The 17,078-nt window shown below is 25.9% G+C and carries 16 protein-coding genes and 4 tRNA genes; 11 read left to right on the top strand and 9 right to left on the bottom strand.

From position 1 onward, the window contains the following. Window positions 1–233 precede the first annotated feature (233 nt). The gene (locus tag D9V72_RS03100) at window positions 234–815 is read left to right on the top strand and encodes a YfgM family protein (protein ID WP_158355409.1); all 582 of its coding nucleotides are present in this window, start codon (window positions 234–236) and stop codon (window positions 813–815) included. An 87-nt stretch (window positions 816–902) separates the two neighbouring features. Further along, complete coding sequence (gene der / locus D9V72_RS03095) at window positions 903–2,264, top strand: ribosome biogenesis GTPase Der (protein WP_158355407.1); 1,362 nt, start codon at window positions 903–905, stop codon at window positions 2,262–2,264. Here der and fdx read toward each other — a convergent pair. From fdx to D9V72_RS03070, 5 genes are all read right to left on the bottom strand, one after another. Next, on the bottom strand, window positions 2,261–2,596 hold the full coding sequence (gene fdx / locus D9V72_RS03090) for an ISC system 2Fe-2S type ferredoxin (RefSeq protein ID WP_158355405.1): 336 nt from the start codon (window positions 2,594–2,596) through the stop codon (window positions 2,261–2,263). The genes der and fdx overlap by 4 nt on opposite strands. After that, the gene (gene hscA / locus D9V72_RS03085) at window positions 2,596–4,431 is read right to left on the bottom strand and encodes a Fe-S protein assembly chaperone HscA (protein ID WP_158355403.1); all 1,836 of its coding nucleotides are present in this window, start codon (window positions 4,429–4,431) and stop codon (window positions 2,596–2,598) included. Before hscA ends, fdx begins: the two co-directional genes overlap by 1 nt. An 11-nt stretch (window positions 4,432–4,442) precedes the next feature. Further along, window positions 4,443–4,967, bottom strand: coding sequence for a Fe-S protein assembly co-chaperone HscB (hscB, locus tag D9V72_RS03080; RefSeq protein ID WP_158355401.1), 525 nt, complete (start codon window positions 4,965–4,967; stop codon window positions 4,443–4,445). An 89-nt stretch (window positions 4,968–5,056) separates the two neighbouring features. Continuing rightward, window positions 5,057–5,443 carry a Fe-S cluster assembly scaffold IscU gene (gene iscU, locus D9V72_RS03075; protein WP_158340902.1) on the bottom strand — a complete coding sequence of 129 codons (387 nt, stop codon included), beginning with the start codon at window positions 5,441–5,443 and terminating at the stop codon, window positions 5,057–5,059. A gap of 29 nt (window positions 5,444–5,472) precedes the next feature. Beyond that, window positions 5,473–6,687: an IscS subfamily cysteine desulfurase gene (locus tag D9V72_RS03070; protein ID WP_158355399.1), complete on the bottom strand. Its 1,215-nt coding sequence runs from the start codon at window positions 6,685–6,687 to the stop codon at window positions 5,473–5,475. A 170-nt stretch (window positions 6,688–6,857) separates the two neighbouring features. Between D9V72_RS03070 and D9V72_RS03065 the strand changes: the two genes are divergently transcribed. The 9 genes from D9V72_RS03065 to D9V72_RS03025 all read left to right on the top strand — a co-directional run bounded on the left by D9V72_RS03065 (window position 6,858) and on the right by D9V72_RS03025 (window position 14,892). After that, window positions 6,858–6,934 (top strand) — tRNA-Trp (locus D9V72_RS03065). A gap of 235 nt (window positions 6,935–7,169) precedes the next feature. Beyond that, window positions 7,170–9,023, top strand: coding sequence for a dihydroxy-acid dehydratase (ilvD, locus tag D9V72_RS03060; RefSeq protein WP_158355397.1), 1,854 nt, complete (start codon window positions 7,170–7,172; stop codon window positions 9,021–9,023). Between the two features lie 53 nt (window positions 9,024–9,076). Next, window positions 9,077–10,549: a ketol-acid reductoisomerase gene (gene ilvC / locus D9V72_RS03055; RefSeq protein ID WP_158355395.1), complete on the top strand. Its 1,473-nt coding sequence runs from the start codon at window positions 9,077–9,079 to the stop codon at window positions 10,547–10,549. Window positions 10,550–10,617: 68 nt separating this feature from the next. Beyond that, complete coding sequence (rep, locus tag D9V72_RS03050) at window positions 10,618–12,654, top strand: DNA helicase Rep (RefSeq protein ID WP_158355393.1); 2,037 nt, start codon at window positions 10,618–10,620, stop codon at window positions 12,652–12,654. 114 nt (window positions 12,655–12,768) lie between these two features. Continuing rightward, complete coding sequence (gene trxA, locus D9V72_RS03045; RefSeq protein WP_158355390.1) at window positions 12,769–13,095, top strand: thioredoxin TrxA; 327 nt, start codon at window positions 12,769–12,771, stop codon at window positions 13,093–13,095. A gap of 122 nt (window positions 13,096–13,217) precedes the next feature. Then, entirely contained in the window at window positions 13,218–14,477 is a 1,260-nt protein-coding gene (gene rho, locus D9V72_RS03040; protein ID WP_158338928.1) for a transcription termination factor Rho, read from the top strand. A 103-nt stretch (window positions 14,478–14,580) separates the two neighbouring features. Next, window positions 14,581–14,654: transfer RNA gene (locus D9V72_RS03035), tRNA-Arg, on the top strand. Between the two features lie 37 nt (window positions 14,655–14,691). Further along, a tRNA-His gene (locus tag D9V72_RS03030) sits at window positions 14,692–14,767 on the top strand. A gap of 48 nt (window positions 14,768–14,815) precedes the next feature. Further along, window positions 14,816–14,892, top strand: a tRNA-Pro gene (locus tag D9V72_RS03025). Between the two features lie 5 nt (window positions 14,893–14,897). Here D9V72_RS03025 and D9V72_RS03020 read toward each other — a convergent pair. The 4 genes from D9V72_RS03020 to cyaY form a co-directional block, all read right to left on the bottom strand. Next, window positions 14,898–15,287, bottom strand: a complete 390-nt coding sequence (locus D9V72_RS03020) for a uroporphyrinogen-III synthase (RefSeq protein WP_261979235.1) — start codon at window positions 15,285–15,287, stop codon at window positions 14,898–14,900. Between the two features lie 20 nt (window positions 15,288–15,307). Next, window positions 15,308–15,655 carry a uroporphyrinogen-III synthase gene (locus D9V72_RS03015; RefSeq protein ID WP_158355386.1) on the bottom strand — a complete coding sequence of 116 codons (348 nt, stop codon included), beginning with the start codon at window positions 15,653–15,655 and terminating at the stop codon, window positions 15,308–15,310. Then, window positions 15,652–16,596, bottom strand: coding sequence for a hydroxymethylbilane synthase (gene hemC, locus D9V72_RS03010; RefSeq protein ID WP_158355446.1), 945 nt, complete (start codon window positions 16,594–16,596; stop codon window positions 15,652–15,654). The genes D9V72_RS03015 and hemC overlap by 4 nt, the downstream gene beginning before the upstream one ends. 100 nt (window positions 16,597–16,696) lie before the next feature. Then, window positions 16,697–17,044, bottom strand: a complete 348-nt coding sequence (gene cyaY, locus D9V72_RS03005; protein ID WP_158355384.1) for an iron donor protein CyaY — start codon at window positions 17,042–17,044, stop codon at window positions 16,697–16,699. Window positions 17,045–17,078 lie beyond the last annotated feature (34 nt).

Raw genomic sequence — 17,078 nt, 5'->3', positions numbered from 1 at the left:
TCTGTGGATAAGTGGTCTGCAGTATTGATTATAAAAGAACTTATTCTATGAACTAACTGTGTACAATCGGTGATTTTCATACGGATAACTTTTTTATATGTTATTATTTTAAACTAAATTGAACCAAATATTCATCATTACGAAAGCTCTTATTGCATTCATGATTAAAAAAATATTTTTTTATATAAAAATTAAATTTAATAACAAAATTATTCAAACTTAATAGAGGTAAAATTTTTAATATGTCAAAAATAAAAATCATTTTTCTTATTTTATTTTTTCTTATTATCGGCTTTATTTTATTTTATTGGAAATACCCTTTTGTAATAAATGAAAAAAATTCAGAGTTTTTAAAATATGAAAAAATCACAAAAAAAATAAATAAAAAAAACCCTAAAAGTTTAGATGAAGTAGAAAATTTTATACTTAAAAATCAGAACGTTTATGGAACCTTAACAGCTTTATCTCTAGCCAAAAAATATGTTCTATATAAGAATTTTGATAAAGCATATATTCAATTAAAAAACAGTTTAAAATATACAAAAGAAGAAAATTTAAAAAATATTTTGAAGTTAAACATGGCAAAAATACAAATTCAAAAAAATAAAAACAAAGAAGCAATAAACATTCTTAAAACAATTCATAACCATAATTGGGACAATATAACTGAAAATATAAAAGGTGATATTTTCGCTATTGAAAATAACAAAAAACAAGCGTTAGAATGTTGGAAAAAAAGTTTTTTAATCGAAGATTCTAATGCATCTAAAGAAATTATTAACATGAAAATCAATGAATTAAAAAAATCAAAATAAGTTCAATAAATTAAAAAATAAATGCAATATATAAAATATTAAAATTTATTATAAAACATGAAATTATCAAAAGAGTGTATATTTAAAATGATACCTATTATTGTATTAATCGGCCGTACTAATGTAGGAAAATCTACTTTATTTAATGTTTTAACAAAAACTAAAAATGCATTAGTAGCTAACCATCCAGGAGTCACTAGAGACAGACAATATGGATACTGTACATTAGAAATAAATCAAAAAATAATTTTAATTGACACAGCAGGTCTAGATATCAAATCAAATGAAATAGAAAAAAAAGCATATCAACAAACATTGATAGCTATAAAAGAATCGCATTTAATTTTATTTTTAGTAGACGCTCGAGATGGATTAATGCTGCAAGAATATGAAATTTCAAAAAAAATAAGAACTTATCAAAAAAAAACTATTCTGGTTATTAATAAAATTGACGGTATCAATCAAGTCTCTACATTCAACGAATTTTGCTCATTAGGATTTAAAAAAATACATAAAATTTCTGCTAGTCATAATCAAGGTATAAATACTCTTATTACTAAACACTTAATTCCCTGGATAAAAATAAATTTCAAAAAAGAAGAAATAGATGAATCATATAAAAATAAAAAATCAAATAAATCACCTATAAAGGTAGCTTTTATTGGCCGACCAAATGTCGGAAAATCAACTTTAATTAATGGAATTTTAAAAGAAGAAAGAATGATTACATGCAATGTACCTGGTACGACTTTAGACAGTATATCGACGAATATTAAATATAATTATGAGAATTATACCCTAGTTGACACAGCAGGAGCGGCCAAAAAAAAGAGACATGTGAATGATTTTGAAAAGTTTTCAATAATAAAAACATTACAAACCATTGAAAAATCTAACGTAATACTATTAATAATAGATGCAAATATTCAAGTATGCCATCAAGATCTCTCGTTAGCTGATTTTATCATTAAATCGGGAAAAGGGATTGTTATAGTTGCAAATAAATGTGACTTATTAAATTCTTCAGAATTAAAAAAAACAAAAGAACTAATCAAAAACAAATTAAAATTTCTTTATTATTCAAGAATACATTTTGTATCTGGATTATATAAAAAGGGAATATTTCAATTATTTAAATCAATCAACGAATCTTATATAGCATCGAAAAGAAAGATCAATACATCAATACTTACAAAAACCATGCATATGGCAATTAAAAAACATCAACCACCAATAATAAAAGGACGTCGAATAAAATTAAAATATGCACACTTAGGTAGTTCTAATCCACCTAAAGTTATTATACATGGCAATCAAGTTAAATATTTATCTTTACCTTATAAGCGATATTTAACGAATTTTTTTTATAATAGTCTTAAAATAAAGGGAACACCTATTCAAATAAAATTTAAAGACAACTTAAATCCCTACACAAAAAATAAAAATTAACATTCTGTAGTATAATTCACATTGTATAAAGGAATCTCTACCGTAATATCAATGTTCCCAATAACAGCTTGGCAACTCAAACGACTTTCAGATTCGAGACCCCAAGCTTTATCTAAAACATCATCTTCTTTTTCAGACCATCCTGAAAGAGAAAAAAATCCTTTTCTTATAATACAATGACAAGTACTACAAGCACATGATTGTTCACATGCATGTTCTAATTTAACATTGTTCCGTAGTGCAACAATTAATATTGTTTCTCCTTGCTTTGCTTCAAATTCACCACCATGGGGCAATATAATCTTATGAGGTAAAAATAAAATTTTAGGCATTATATATTCTCTTTTAAAACATTTTTAGTAGAATAAGAATTAATAGCATTTTTCAGTTGTAATGAAAAGAAATTTTTACTCACTTCATTTAATTTTTTTAGATTGGCTTTAATAGAAAAAAAATCATCTTCTTCAATAGATTTTTGTAATTTTTGTTGGATGTATTTTATTTTTTTTAATTCTTCCTCACCAATTAATTTTTTATGTTGGTTTAAAGATTGATTTAAAATTTCTAAAATACGAATAGATTCAATTTTTTTTTCTTCTTTTATTCTAAAACAAAAATCATCTTTTGAATATTTTAAAGAATCTTCTAATATCTCAGGAATATTTAGATTTTTTAAAACAACATTATTATCAATTTTCATATTTTTTTCTTTATTACTACAACTATCCAGAATTTTTATGTTAATTAATCCATCCGTATCAACTTGAAATGTAACTAAAATTCTAACTAATCCAGCTTTTTGAGGTCTAATACCTCTTAAAACAAAGCGAGATAATGAAATACAATTTTTTACTAATTCTCTTTCACCTTGTAAAACATGTATAAGAATAGATGTTTGATTATCTTTATAAGTTGTGAATTCTTTTGTTTTTGAAATAGGAAGTGAAGTATTTCGCAAAATAATTTTTTCGACAAATCCACCCATAACTTCAATACCCAAAGAAAGCGGTATTACATCTAACAATATTATTTTATTTTTAACGTTATTACTATGCATAAGCATATCAATATGCATAGCTGCACCTATAGCTACAACTTGATCAGGATTAATTGAATTTAATGGGACTTTTTTAAAAAATCTTGAAACTTCTTGATAGACTAATGGAACACGAGTAGACCCACCTACCATTATTACTTCTTCAATCTTATCAACTGATAAATTAATTTCTTCAAGTAAATTTGAGCAAATTAATAAAGTTTTTTTAACAAAATTAACAATAATTGCATTGAATTCATCAATAGTAATATAACCTTTCCAATTTAAAAAATGAATTTTAACTATTTTATACTTTGTTAATTTTAATTTTGTCGATTTTGCAATTTGAAGTAAAGATGCTTGAAAAAATTCATTGCATTTATTTAATAAATTTGATTTTTTGTAAATGTAATTTGCTAAAGCATGATCAAAATCATCACCACCTAAATTAGAATCTCCACTAGTTGCTAATACTTCAAATATTCCCTTATTATTTAAATTTAATATAGAAATATCAAAAGTGCCACCACCTAAATCATATATAACAATGTTACCTCTTTTTTTTGTTTGTAAACCATATGCTATAGCAGCAGCAGTAGGTTCATTTAATAATCTAATAAGATTAATTTCAGATATAATAGCTGCTTTTTTAGTTGCTTTTTTCTGAAGATCATTGAAATATGCTGGAACAGTGATAATACTTGCATCTATTTCTTGATTAAATAAAAAAACGGCTCTTTTTTTTAAATTTTTTAATATCTCACTAGAAACATCAATAGGAGTAATATGACCACCATTTGTATGAAAAAATATAGCTCCATTCTTATCTTCTTCAATAATATATGGAAGAACTGGAAATTCATTTTTAATGAAATCCATAGAACGACCTAATAAACGTTTTACAGAAGTAATTGTATTAGAAGGATCTTTAACAATGTTGTCTAAAGCTTCCCAACCTACTAATATGCTATTTTTTTTATATTGAACAATTGATGGTAATAAATAACGTTTTTTTTTATCTAATAATAAAACTGTATTGTCTTCCCTAACTGTAGCAGCTAAAGAATAAGTAGTACCAAGATCAATACCTAAAAATAATTTTTTATTATGTTTTTTTTTAAAAAAAATCATGTAAAATTATCCTAATCTATTCGTCTTAAAAAGATATTATATTCTTTTTTTAAATTATCTCGTATTTTTTTAAAAAAAAGAAATTTTGCAATTATTGGAATAACTTCTTCATATTTTTTATTTTCAAATTTCATTTCAATTTCATTTTTATAATTCGTGATTTTTTTTTCTATTTTTTCTATAAAATCATCTAAATGTTTTTTATTAAAATTATTTTTTTTTAAATCATCCAATTCTTCATATAAAGAAAAGTATTTCATTAAAAAACTATTATTTTCTAATAAAATGGTTTCTCTTTTTATTTCAAAACCATTTAAGAAAAGAAAATATATCGCTCTATTTAAAAAATTTTTTAAAGTTGCATAACCTTTATTAATTTGTATTGATTTTTCCAAAATTATTTTTTTTTTGACTTCAGAATCATTTATAAACAAATCAGGATGAAATTGTGATTGTAACTTATAAAAATTTTTAGAAAGTAACTTTTCATCAATTTTAAAATTTTTTGGAATTTTAAATAATGAAAAATAATTCATAAATCACCTATATCAAATTTAATAGTATCAAATATAAAAAAATAACATGTTGAAAGAAAATATTCTTTCAACACTAAACAATTGCAAAATTAATTTAAATGTTTTTTACTCTTGTAATCAGCTATAGCAGCTTTAATAGCATCTTCTGCTAAAATAGAACAATGAATCTTTACTGGAGGAAGATCTAATTCTTCTACTATAGTAGTGTTTCTAATTGATTCTGCTTCTGTTATTGATTTACCTTTAACCCATTCAGTAACTAATGAACTTGATGCTATCGCAGAACCACAACCGTATGTTTTAAAACATGCGTCTTCAATAATACCTTTCTCATTAACTTTTATTTGTAATTTCATTACATCGCCACAAGCAGGTGCACCTACTAATCCACTTCCTACATTAAGATCGGAATTAGAAAAAGATCCAACATTTCGTGGATTTTCATAATGATCCATTACTTTTTTACTATAAGCCATTTTAAATCACCTTGTATTAATTATAATTTTTAACTATGATCCCATTCTATACTATTTAAATCAACTCCTGATTTAAACATTTCCCATAAAGGAGAAAGTTCACGTAATCTACTAATAGATTGATGAACTAATTTTATTGTATGTGTAATTTCTTCTTCTGTAGTAAATCTACCAATTGAAAAACGAATAGAACTATGAGCTAATTCATCTTTTATACCTAAAGATTTTAAAACATAAGAAGGTTCTAAGCTAGCAGAAGTACAAGCAGAACCAGAAGAAATAGCTAAATCTTTAAGAGCCATAATTAACGATTCACCTTCAACATAATTAAAACTAACATTTAATATATGAGGTACACCTTGTTGTAGATCACTATTCAAATACACTTCTTCAATATTTTTAATACCATTCCAAAGAAGATTTCTTAATTTTGTTAAATGAATAAAATCATCATGTATTTTCTTTTTAGCGAGCATAAATGATTCACCCATGCCTACAATTTGATGAACAGGTAGTGTTCCTGAACGCATTCCTCTCTCATGACCACCGCCATGCATTAATGATAATAATCGAACACGTGGTTTACGACGAACATAAAGAGCACCAATTCCCTTTGGACCATAAACTTTGTGAGCAGAAAAAGACATTAAATCTATAGATAATTTTTTTAAATTAATAGATATTTTTCCTACACTTTGAGTTGCATCTACATGAAAAAAAATCCCATTATTTCGACAAATCTTTGATATGCTATCAATATCTTGTATAATACCAATTTCATTATTTACATGCATAATTGAAACAAGTATAGTATCTTTTTTTATGTTTTTTTTTAAATCATTTAAATCAATAATTCCATTGTTTTTAGGAGTAAGATAAGTCAAGATAAAACCTTTACTTTCTAAATATCTACAAGTATCTAACACAGATTTATGTTCTGTCTTACTAGTAATAATATGTTTACCTTTATTTTGGTGAAAAAAAGCTATTCCTTTTATAGCTAAATTATTAGCTTCAGTAGCACCAGAAGTAAAAACAATTTCACGAGAATCCGCTCCAATTAAATCAGATATTTGATTACGTGCAATATCAACTGCTTCTTCTGCATTCCAACCAAATTTATGAGAACGTGATGCAGAATTACCAAAAATTCCATCAAATGTTAAATAATTCATCATTTTCTTTGCAACTTCAAACTCTACGGGAGTAGTTGCTGCATAATCTAAATAAATAGGAGTTTTCATAATAAATTTTTACCTTAAAATGACATTTTATAAAATATATTCTATCATTTTAATAAAATTTTAAATCTAAAAATTACTAAAATTTATTTTTTTTAAAATATGCAAAATACATGCTAGACTTTTATTTCTATTAAGATTATAATATTAATCAATAATAATTTATAATTATTAGGGGTGTAGTTCAATTTGGTAGAGCATCGGTCTCCAAAACCGAAAGTTGTAGGTTCAAATCCTTCCACCCCTGCCAAAATTCACTAATTGAAAATTCTTTAATAATTAATAATTGTTTTTAAATTATTAGAAATTAAATCAATATCACCATTATATAAATATATAATTCCTGTTTTTTCTTAAAAATTTCCAAATATATATTGCCAATAAAAATTTTTTTTTCGACTAAAACTTATCAATAAAAGTTTTATAATTTAATTTATATTATTAAAAAGAAATTTTAAAAATTTTTATCTTTGAGGTCATCTAAAATGCCTAAATATCGTTCTTTTACAACTACTCAAGGTAGAAATATGTCTGGAGCAAGATCATTATGGCGCGCTACAGGTATGACTGATGAAGATTTTAAAAAACCAATTATTGCAGTAGTCAACTCTTATTCTCAATTCGTTCCAGGACATATCCACTTAAATGAAGTTGGAGCAATTATTTCTAAAGAAATTCAAAAATCAGGTGGTGTGGCAAAAGAATTCAATACTATTGCGATAGATGATGGAATAGCTATGGGACATGCGGGAATGTTATATTCTCTACCATCACGTGAATTAATTTCTGATTCTATAGAATATGTAGTTAATGCACATTGTGCCGATGCAATGATTTGTATTTCAAATTGTGATAAAATAACTCCAGGTATGCTTATGGCAGCTTTACGCTTAAATATACCTTCAGTTTTTATTTCTGGTGGTCCAATGGAGGCCGGTAAAATACAAAAAAATAACAAAACAATAAAAATTGATTTAGTTGATGCTATTATTCATGGAGGAAAAACTAACAAATCAGATAATTTCCTTAAAAATATTGAATTATCCGCTTGTCCTACATGTGGTTCTTGTTCCGGTATGTTTACAGCTAATTCCATGAACTGCTTAACAGAAGTTCTAGGTTTATCTTTGCCTGGAAATGGTACTTTATTAGCAACACATATTGATCGTAAAAATTTATTTATAAAATCAGCTCAAACTATAATTAAAATTACTGAAGAATATTACAAAGAAAACAATAAAAATATTTTGCCAAGAAATATTGCTAATAAAGAATCTTTTGAAAATGCAATGATATTAGATATCGCAATGGGAGGTTCAACGAATACTATTCTACATTTATTAGCAGCCGCTCAAGAAGCAAAAGTTGATTTTAAAATGTCTGATATTAATAAACTATCTAAAAAAATACCCCATATTTGCAAGGTTTCACCAAGTACTTCGCAATATCACGTAGAAGATGTACATCGTGCAGGTGGTGTTATGGGTATTTTAGGTGAATTAAATCGTTCTAATTTATTACATAAAAAAACAAGAAATATATTGCAACTTAATTTAGAAGAAACATTAAATAAATATGATATTTTATCAACAAGAAATTTTGATATAATTAACATGTTTCGAGCGGGACCTGGCGGAACTCGTACAACAAAACCATATTCTCAAGATTTCAGATGGGCAACACTAGATAATGATCGTAAAAAAGGTTGTATCCGTTCTTGTAAATACGCTTATAGTCAAGATGGAGGATTAGCTGTTTTATATGGGAATTTAGCAAAAAACGGTTGTATAATAAAAACTGCGGGAATAGATAAAGAAAACTATATTTTTTCTGGGATTGCAAAAGTATATGAAAGTCAAGAAGAAGCAGCAAACGCTATTTTAAATGGAAAAATAAATCCAGGTGATATTATTGTTATTCGTTATGAAGGTCCAAAAGGAGGACCAGGAATGCAAGAAATGTTATATCCAACTACATATTTAAAATCTATGCATTTAGATAAAACATGTGCATTAATTACTGATGGCAGATTTTCAGGAGGTACATCAGGTATTTCTATAGGACATATTTCACCTGAAGCTGCAAACAAAGGTGTAATTGCTTTAGTAAAAAACAATGATATTATTAATATTAATATTCCCAAAAGAATAATTCACTTAGATATCACAGATAAAGAACTATACAATCGTGTTCTCGAAGAAGAATCAAAAGGATCTTTAGCTTATAAACCTCATAATCGTAAAAGATATATTTCTTCTGCTTTAAAAGCATATGCATTCTTTTGTACTAGTGCTGATAAAGGAGCAGTCAGAGATAATAAGAAAATATCCAATATTTAAATAATTAATTCTAAATTAAAAATATGTTTTTAAGATAAAGGAATCTTTAACACATGAATTATTTTAACACATTAAATTTTAGACAAAAAATTAATCAAATAAATAAATGTCGTTTTATGAAAAAAAAAGAATTTAACAAAAAAAATGACATCTTGAAAAATAAAAATATAGTTATTATTGGTTGTGGTGCTCAAGGTTTAAATCAAGGATTGAACATGAGAGATGCAGGACTACATGTTTCTTATGCATTAAAAAAAAATAGCATTTTAGAAAAAAATCAATCTTGGATTAATGCTGTTGAAAATAATTTTAATGTAGGTGATTATGAATCACTAATACCAAATGCTGATTTGGTAATTAATTTAGCGCCTGATAAACAACATCATAATGTTGTAAAAAAACTACAAACATTAATGAAAAAGAATTCTTGTTTAGGTTATTCACATGGTTTTAATATTGTAGAATTTGGAGAAATAATAAGAAAAGATATTACCGTCATTATGGTTGCTCCAAAGTGTCCTGGAACAGAAGTACGAGAAGAATATAAACGAGGATTTGGAGTTCCGACATTAATTGCAGTACATTATGAGAATGATATTAACAAAATAGGATTAGAAATTGCAAAAGCATGGGCTTTTTCTATTGGAGGACATCGTGCAGGTGTACTTGAATCATCATTTGTAGCAGAAGTAAAATCAGATTTAATGGGTGAACAAACGATTTTATGTGGAATGCTTCAAACCGCCTCATTATTATGCTATGAAAAGTTAATTAAGGAAAACTATGATTCAGCATATGCTTCAAAATTAATACAGTATGGATGGGAAACTATTACAGAATCTCTCAAACATGGCGGTATTACTTTAATGATGGACCGATTATCTAATACATCGAAAATAAGAGCTTATAAACTTTCTAAAACAATTAAAAAAATATTATCACCATTATTTCAAAAACATATGGATAATATTATTTCAGGCGATTTTTCTCATGAAATGATGAAAGATTGGAAAAATGGAGATAAAAAATTATTAAATTGGCGATATAATACAAAAAATACAGCTTTTGAAAAAGCTCCTTCTTACCAAGGTAAGATACCAGAACAAGAATATTATGATCATGGTACATTAATGGTTGCAATATTAAAAGCAGGCATTGAATTATCTTTTGAAACAATGATTCAAACGGGTATTATACAAGAATCAGCTTACTATGAATCATTACATGAACTACCATTAATTGCTAATACTATTGCAAGAAAAAAATTATACGAAATGAACAAAGTTATTTCAGATACTGCTGAATATGGTAGTTATCTTTTTTCTGAAGCAGCATATCCTATTTTACAAAAATTCATGTTAACTCTTGAAAAAAGTGATCTTGGTTGTTCGTTACCTAATCAATTAATAGATAATATTGAGCTATATAAAATAAATCACAAGATTCAAAATCATTCAATAGAAATTATTGGACGTCAACTAAGAAGTTATATGAGCAAAATGAAATCTATTATAGTTGCAAGATAAAAATTAAAATACACAATTTTTATTTATCAATTCAATAATATTATCTATCAATTAAGTATTAATATTTTATGTCTCTAAATCTTACTCAAAAAAATGCTGTTGAATTTACTAATGGTCCCTGTCTAATATTAGCAGGGGCTGGTTCTGGAAAAACAAAAGTTATTATTAATAAAATCATTTATTTAATTAATAAATGCGAATATAAACCTGATAATATTGCAGCAGTAACTTTTACAAATAAAGCTGCTTATGAAATGAGAATACGCTTGTCACAATGCTTGAATATATCACAAATAAAAAGAATCACTATTTCGACATTTCATTCATTGGGATTAAATATTATCAAAGAAGAAATTAATGAATTAAGATTTAATTATAATTTCACTCTATTAGATGAAAAAGATCAAATGATCTTATTGAAAAAAATATGCAAAAAAGAAATATACAATAGTATTCAAGCATTAAAAAAATTAAATTTTATGATTTCTTATTGGAAAAATAAATTTTTTACTCCTTTGCAAGTTCAATTATTAGCAAAATCTAGTGAAGAAAAAGATTTTGCATATATTTATAAAGAATATAATCATTATCTTTATCAAGCTAATATATTAGATTTTGATGATTTGATTTGCATACCAACATTATTATTAAAAAACAACAAAAAAATAAGAACACGTTGGCAAAAAAAAATCTCATATTTATTAGTAGATGAATACCAAGATACAAATAATAGCCAATATGAACTTATTAAAATGCTTACTAATAATAATTCTAGTTTTACATTAGTTGGAGATGAAGATCAATCAATTTATTCATGGAGAGGAGCAAATCCTCAAAACATTTTTTTATTAAGAAAAGATTTTCCCAGTTTAAAAATTATAACAATGGAACATAATTATCGATCTTCGGGTAGAATTTTAAAAGCTGCTAATATTCTTATTGCTAACAATATACATTTTTTAGAAAAAAAGTTATTCTCCAAACTTAAATATGGAAAAATTATAAAAATTCTCATAGGTGAAAATGAAGAAAATGAAGCTGAAAAAATAGTTAAAAAAATCATTTCCCAACACTTTAAAAAAAAAGTAAAATATCAAGATCATGCTATTTTATACCGTGGTAATTATCAATCTCGAATTGTTGAAAAAGTTTTAATAAAAGAAAATATACCATACAATATTTCAGAAAAATCATCATTTTTTTCTCGTCCTGAAATTAAAGATTTATTAAGCTATCTTCGCATTGTTATTAATCCAGATGATAATCATGCTTTTTTAAGAATTATCAACGTTCCTTCTCGTCAAATAGGGAAAATTACATTAACAAAATTAGAAGAATGGGCAAAAAAAACAAATAAAAGTCTTTTTCAAGTATGTAATGATGTACTAATAAAAAACTTTCTAAAAGAAAAAACTATCAATAAAATCAAAAAATTTATTTTAAAAATAAAAAAGTTTACCAAACTATCTTATTTACAACCACATAATGTTTTAGATTATATTATTGATGATATTGAATACAAAATATGGTTATCTAAAATTTTAAAAGAACCTGATAAAGTTAAAAATAGCATCAACAATATTTATACTTTATCAAAATGGTTTAAAAATATGCTTAAAGGAGATGATTTTGAACAACCAATGACTTTATCACAAATTGTTACACGAATGACAATTCGTGACATTCCAGCAAAAAATATAAAAGAAGAACAACAAGATCAAGTACAATTAATGACTTTGCATGCTTCTAAAGGATTAGAATTTTCTTCAGTATTTATAATTGGTATGTGTGAAGGAATCTTACCTAATCAAAAAAGCATTGATAATAACAATATAGAAGAAGAAAGAAGATTAACTTACGTGGGGATAACTCGAGCAAAAAAACAGCTATTTTTTACTTACTGTTATAAGCGTAATCAATATGGACGAATATTAGATATGCTACCTAGCAGGTTTTTGTTTGAATTGCCTCAAGAAGATTTAGAATGGGAAAAAAATATTTTTTTAAATCAATCTATCGAAAAAATAAAAGAAATTAAATCAAAAATATCTAATTTTAAAAAAAAATCAAAAAAAAACAAAATAATTTTAAACAAAATTTTTTAAATTTAGTTTTAAAAAATTATTAAAAATGATATTATGATAATACATACTTTTAAATTGTAAGAATTCAAATTTTATTTTATTTAAAATTTCTTACGACTGAGCAAACATATCAAAATGAATAAAATAGTTAAACTAACCGATGAGAATTTTAAAGAAAAAGTTTTAAACTCAAAAAATTTTGTTTTAGTTGATTTTTGGGCCCAATGGTGCAATCCTTGCAAAATTTTAGCACCTATTTTAGAAGAAATATCAACAGAATATTCTAATAAAATTATTATTGGAAAATTAAATATTGAAGAAAATCCCAATACTGCACCATTATATTCTATCAGAAGTATTCCTACGTTATTATTATTTCATAATAGTGAAGTTCTTGCTACAAAAGTTGGAGCCATATCTAAACTACAACTGAAAGAATTTTTAGATGAACATATTAACTAAAAATATTAAAATAGTTAATGAAAAACATTAAAAATTTCATTTAAAATTTACTAGTAAATTTTAAAATTATGTCATAATTTTTATTTCGAGATATACCCCGATTTTACTAAGAACCCACCATTATGAACCTTACCGCACTTAAAAATATGCCAGTTTCTGAATTAATTACTCTTGGTGAAAAAATGGGGTTGGAAAATTTAGCGCGTATGCGTAAACAAGATATTATTTTTGCCATCCTTAAACAACATGCAAAAAGTGGAGAAGATATATTTGGAGACGGTGTTTTAGAAATACTGCAAGATGGGTTTGGTTTTTTACGTTCTGCAGATAGCTCTTATTTAGCTGGTCCTGATGATATTTATGTTTCACCAAGTCAAATTCGTAGATTTAATTTACGCACAGGTGATACTATCGCTGGAAAAATAAGACCGCCTAAAGAAGGTGAAAGATATTTTGCTCTACTTAAAGTAAATGAAGTGAATTATGATAAACCTGAAAATGCAAGAAGCAAAATATTATTTGAAAATTTAACACCATTGCATGCTAACTCTAGATTAAGAATGGAACGTGGAAATGGATCTACTGAAGATTTAACAGCTAGGGTATTAGATTTAGCATCACCCATTGGACGAGGACAAAGAGGATTAATTGTAGCACCTCCAAAAGCAGGAAAAACAATATTACTACAAAATATAGCACAAAGCATTGCTTACAATCATCCAGATTGCGTTTTAATGGTATTATTGATTGATGAAAGACCAGAAGAAGTAACTGAAATGCAAAGACTAGTCAAGGGGGAAGTAGTTGCTTCTACTTTTGATGAACCTGCATCAAGACACGTACAAGTTGCTGAAATGGTTATTGAAAAAGCTAAAAGATTAGTTGAGCATAAAAAAGACGTAATTATTCTACTTGATTCTATTACTCGTTTAGCAAGAGCATATAATACAGTAGTTCCAGCATCTGGAAAAGTCTTAACGGGAGGGGTTGATGCTAATGCTTTACATAGACCCAAAAGATTTTTTGGTGCCGCACGGAATGTAGAAGAAGGAGGAAGTTTAACAATTATTGCAACTGCACTAGTAGATACTGGTTCTAAAATGGACGAAGTAATTTACGAGGAGTTTAAAGGAACAGGAAACATGGAACTTCCATTATCTAGAAAAATTGCAGAAAAACGTGTTTTTCCAGCTATTGATTATAACCGATCAGGAACAAGAAAAGAAGAATTGTTAACCTTACCAGATGAACTACAAAAAATGTGGATCTTAAGAAAAATTATTCATCCTATGAGTGAAATAGATGCAATGGAATTCTTACTTAATAAACTCTCTATGACTAAAACAAACGATGAATTTTTTGACATGATGAAACGTTCGTAAATTTAAAAATATTTGTAATATTTATTAAATATATTTTTTTTTTAAAAAAAGCTGGACAATCAAGATTATTAATTTTAAAATCTAATTTGTTTTTATATTTAATGCGCTCGTAGCTCATTTGGATAGAGCGCTACCCTCCGAAGGTAGAGGTATCAGGTTCAAATCCTGTCGAGCGCACTTTTTCTTTTTTTTATAGAGAAAAATTTTTAAATTGGTGGCTATAGCTCAGTTGGTAGAGTGCTGGATTGTGATTCCAGTGGTCATGGGTTCAAATCCCATTAGCCACCCCAAATAATAATGCTATATAATAAATATTATTAAAAACTTATTATTAAAAACGGCGAATAGCGCAGCTTGGTAGCGCAACTGGTTTGGGACCAGTAGGTCAGAGGTTCAAATCCTCTTTCGCCGACCAAAAAACTACATTTTAAAATTTATACTTTTAATTATTTTAAGAAAAGATTCATTATTAGCATAGTTTGAAACTATAATATCTTTCCAACCTAATTTTTTTGCTATCTGTAATAATCTTTTTCCTACAACAAAAATTTTACACTCAAGTAACCATTGGCTTTGATTAGCATTAGAAATAATATTCTTTATTTGATATAAAGCCTCACTACTCGTTACTAATAAAGTGTCTATTTTGTAAAAACGCCATTTTTTTACTTCTATATTGCTATCCAAAACTTTAAAAACTCTTTTATAACATTCAATTAAACAAATTTTAAAACCTTCTTTTTTTAATTTTTTTGCTATTAATTTTCGACCATTTTCTCCTTGTAATAAAACAATTTTGTTATTTTTTATTTTATCTCTATATAATATTTTTAATAAACCTTCACTATTTTCTTTTTGTAGAGGAAAAGTAATTTTTTTTTAATATATTTTTGCAGAAAAAAAGCACTGCTTTTTCCAATAGCATAATATTTTACATGAAAAGGCCATGTTAAATTATTATTTTTTAAATACAAATTAGTGTAAAAAACAGACTTTTTAGAAAAAATAACAATAATTTTTGATTCATATAATTCATTAATTTTTTCTGATAAACTTATCGAACTAGTACTTGGATAAAAATCAAATAAAGAAAAATGCCAAGAAGGTATACCCGTATTGTTTAGATTTTTTACTAATTCTTCTCCTGAAGGAGAAGGTCGTACGACTAATATTTTCATATATGATGAAATTGTTTAATATAAAGATTGTTTAAAATATTTTTAGCTCCATTACTAAGTAATTCATCAGCAAGTGAATATCCCATTTTTTCTGCTGTATTGTACCAACCTATTCTTTCTCCCTTTAATATTATTTTACCATTAGGTGAACCTACTAATCCTCTTAACCAAATCTTATTTTTTTTTAAAATAGCATAACTTCCAATGGGAATTTGACATCCCGATTCTAATTTTCTGCAAAAAGCTCTTTCTGCATTTATTTCGATGAAAGTATTTATATGATTGAGACGAGATAAAAAAAACAAAACTTTTTTATCATGTGTTCTAGATTGAATACCAATAGCACCCTGTCCACATGGTGGTAAAGATAATTCTGCAGGTATAATTTGAGTGATTCTATTTTTCAAACTTAATCTATTTAATCCCTCAGTAGCAAGAATAATTGCATCATATTTACCTTGATCTAATTTAGCTATCCTAGTTTCTATATTGCCTCTTAAAGGAGAAATAATTAAATCTGGACGATAAGTAATTAATTGACACTGTCTTCTTAAGCTGGATGTCCCAATTATAGCACCTCTAGGTAATTGATTTATGGATTGATAATTATTAGATACTAGTGAGTCTAAAGCATTCCCTCTTTTACATATGCTAACTAAACACAATTCTTTGGTAATATTTACAGGAAGATCTTTCATAGAATGAATTGCAATATCTGCTTTATTTTCAAGCAAAGCAAGTTCTAATTCTTTAATAAATAATCCCTTTCCTCCAATTTTTGAAAGAGATTTATTTAAGACATTATCTCCATGAGTCACAATAGGAATTAGCTTGATATTTAAATCAGGATATAAAGACAGTATTTTTTTTTGAACATATTTAGTTTGCTCTAAAGCTAAGGGACTTCTTCTAGTAGCAATTCTTAATGTTTTATTGTGCATATCAGGATTCATATTAAAATAGATGCATTTTTTATAATTTTGTACAATAAAAATATTTTTTTATTTAAAAAATATTATCATTTGTTATATTCAACATATATTATTTTTTATAAAAAATAAAATCTTTATTTGATTGAATAGAACATGCATTTTCAAATATCTCCCAAAAATTTTTATTAGTACGATTGCAGATCCATTCATTATTTTTATAATTAAAATGATATCCATTTATCTTTGTAGCTAACCAAATTTGTTTTAATGGTTCTTGTTTATTAATTATAATTGAACTTTTGTTTTCAAAAGTAATAGTTATGACATAATCTTGAATTTCGTAATCAAAATCAATTTGATCATGTAATTGTAAACCATCTTCTATTTTTAAAAATAAACTATTTACTAATGCATAAAAATTGTTATTCTCTTTTTCAGAACTTATTTTTTTTTTCATAAAAAAATCCTTAATTTAATTTTAATTATAACAA

Origin of the sequence: Buchnera aphidicola (Macrosiphum gaurae), from assembly GCF_005080965.1 — a bacterium.
Taxonomy (GTDB): domain Bacteria; phylum Pseudomonadota; class Gammaproteobacteria; order Enterobacterales; family Enterobacteriaceae; genus Buchnera; species Buchnera aphidicola_S.
The sequence above is the reverse complement of the archived record's forward strand: the minus strand, read 5'-3'. Positions and strand labels throughout refer to the sequence as shown.

Excerpts from the sequence above, each read along its gene's own strand:
- ilvD (WP_158355397.1), top strand. The coding sequence starts at position 7,170 with ATGCCTAAATATCGTTCTTTTACAACTACTCAAGGTAGAAATATGTCT.
- D9V72_RS03070 (WP_158355399.1), bottom strand. The coding sequence starts at position 6,687 with ATGAAAACTCCTATTTATTTAGATTATGCAGCAACTACTCCCGTAGAG.
- trxA (WP_158355390.1), top strand. The coding sequence starts at position 12,769 with ATGAATAAAATAGTTAAACTAACCGATGAGAATTTTAAAGAAAAAGTT.
- hscB (WP_158355401.1), bottom strand. The coding sequence starts at position 4,967 with ATGAATTATTTTTCATTATTTAAAATTCCAAAAAATTTTAAAATTGAT.
- hscA (WP_158355403.1), bottom strand. The coding sequence starts at position 4,431 with ATGATTTTTTTTAAAAAAAAACATAATAAAAAATTATTTTTAGGTATT.
- ilvC (WP_158355395.1), top strand. The coding sequence starts at position 9,077 with ATGAATTATTTTAACACATTAAATTTTAGACAAAAAATTAATCAAATA.
- hemC (WP_158355446.1), bottom strand. The coding sequence starts at position 16,596 with ATGCACAATAAAACATTAAGAATTGCTACTAGAAGAAGTCCCTTAGCT.
- iscU (WP_158340902.1), bottom strand. The coding sequence starts at position 5,443 with ATGGCTTATAGTAAAAAAGTAATGGATCATTATGAAAATCCACGAAAT.
- der (WP_158355407.1), top strand. The coding sequence starts at position 903 with ATGATACCTATTATTGTATTAATCGGCCGTACTAATGTAGGAAAATCT.
- cyaY (WP_158355384.1), bottom strand. The coding sequence starts at position 17,044 with ATGAAAAAAAAAATAAGTTCTGAAAAAGAGAATAACAATTTTTATGCA.
- rep (WP_158355393.1), top strand. The coding sequence starts at position 10,618 with ATGTCTCTAAATCTTACTCAAAAAAATGCTGTTGAATTTACTAATGGT.
- rho (WP_158338928.1), top strand. The coding sequence starts at position 13,218 with ATGAACCTTACCGCACTTAAAAATATGCCAGTTTCTGAATTAATTACT.
- fdx (WP_158355405.1), bottom strand. The coding sequence starts at position 2,596 with ATGCCTAAAATTTTATTTTTACCTCATAAGATTATATTGCCCCATGGT.
- D9V72_RS03015 (WP_158355386.1), bottom strand. The coding sequence starts at position 15,655 with ATGAAAATATTAGTCGTACGACCTTCTCCTTCAGGAGAAGAATTAGTA.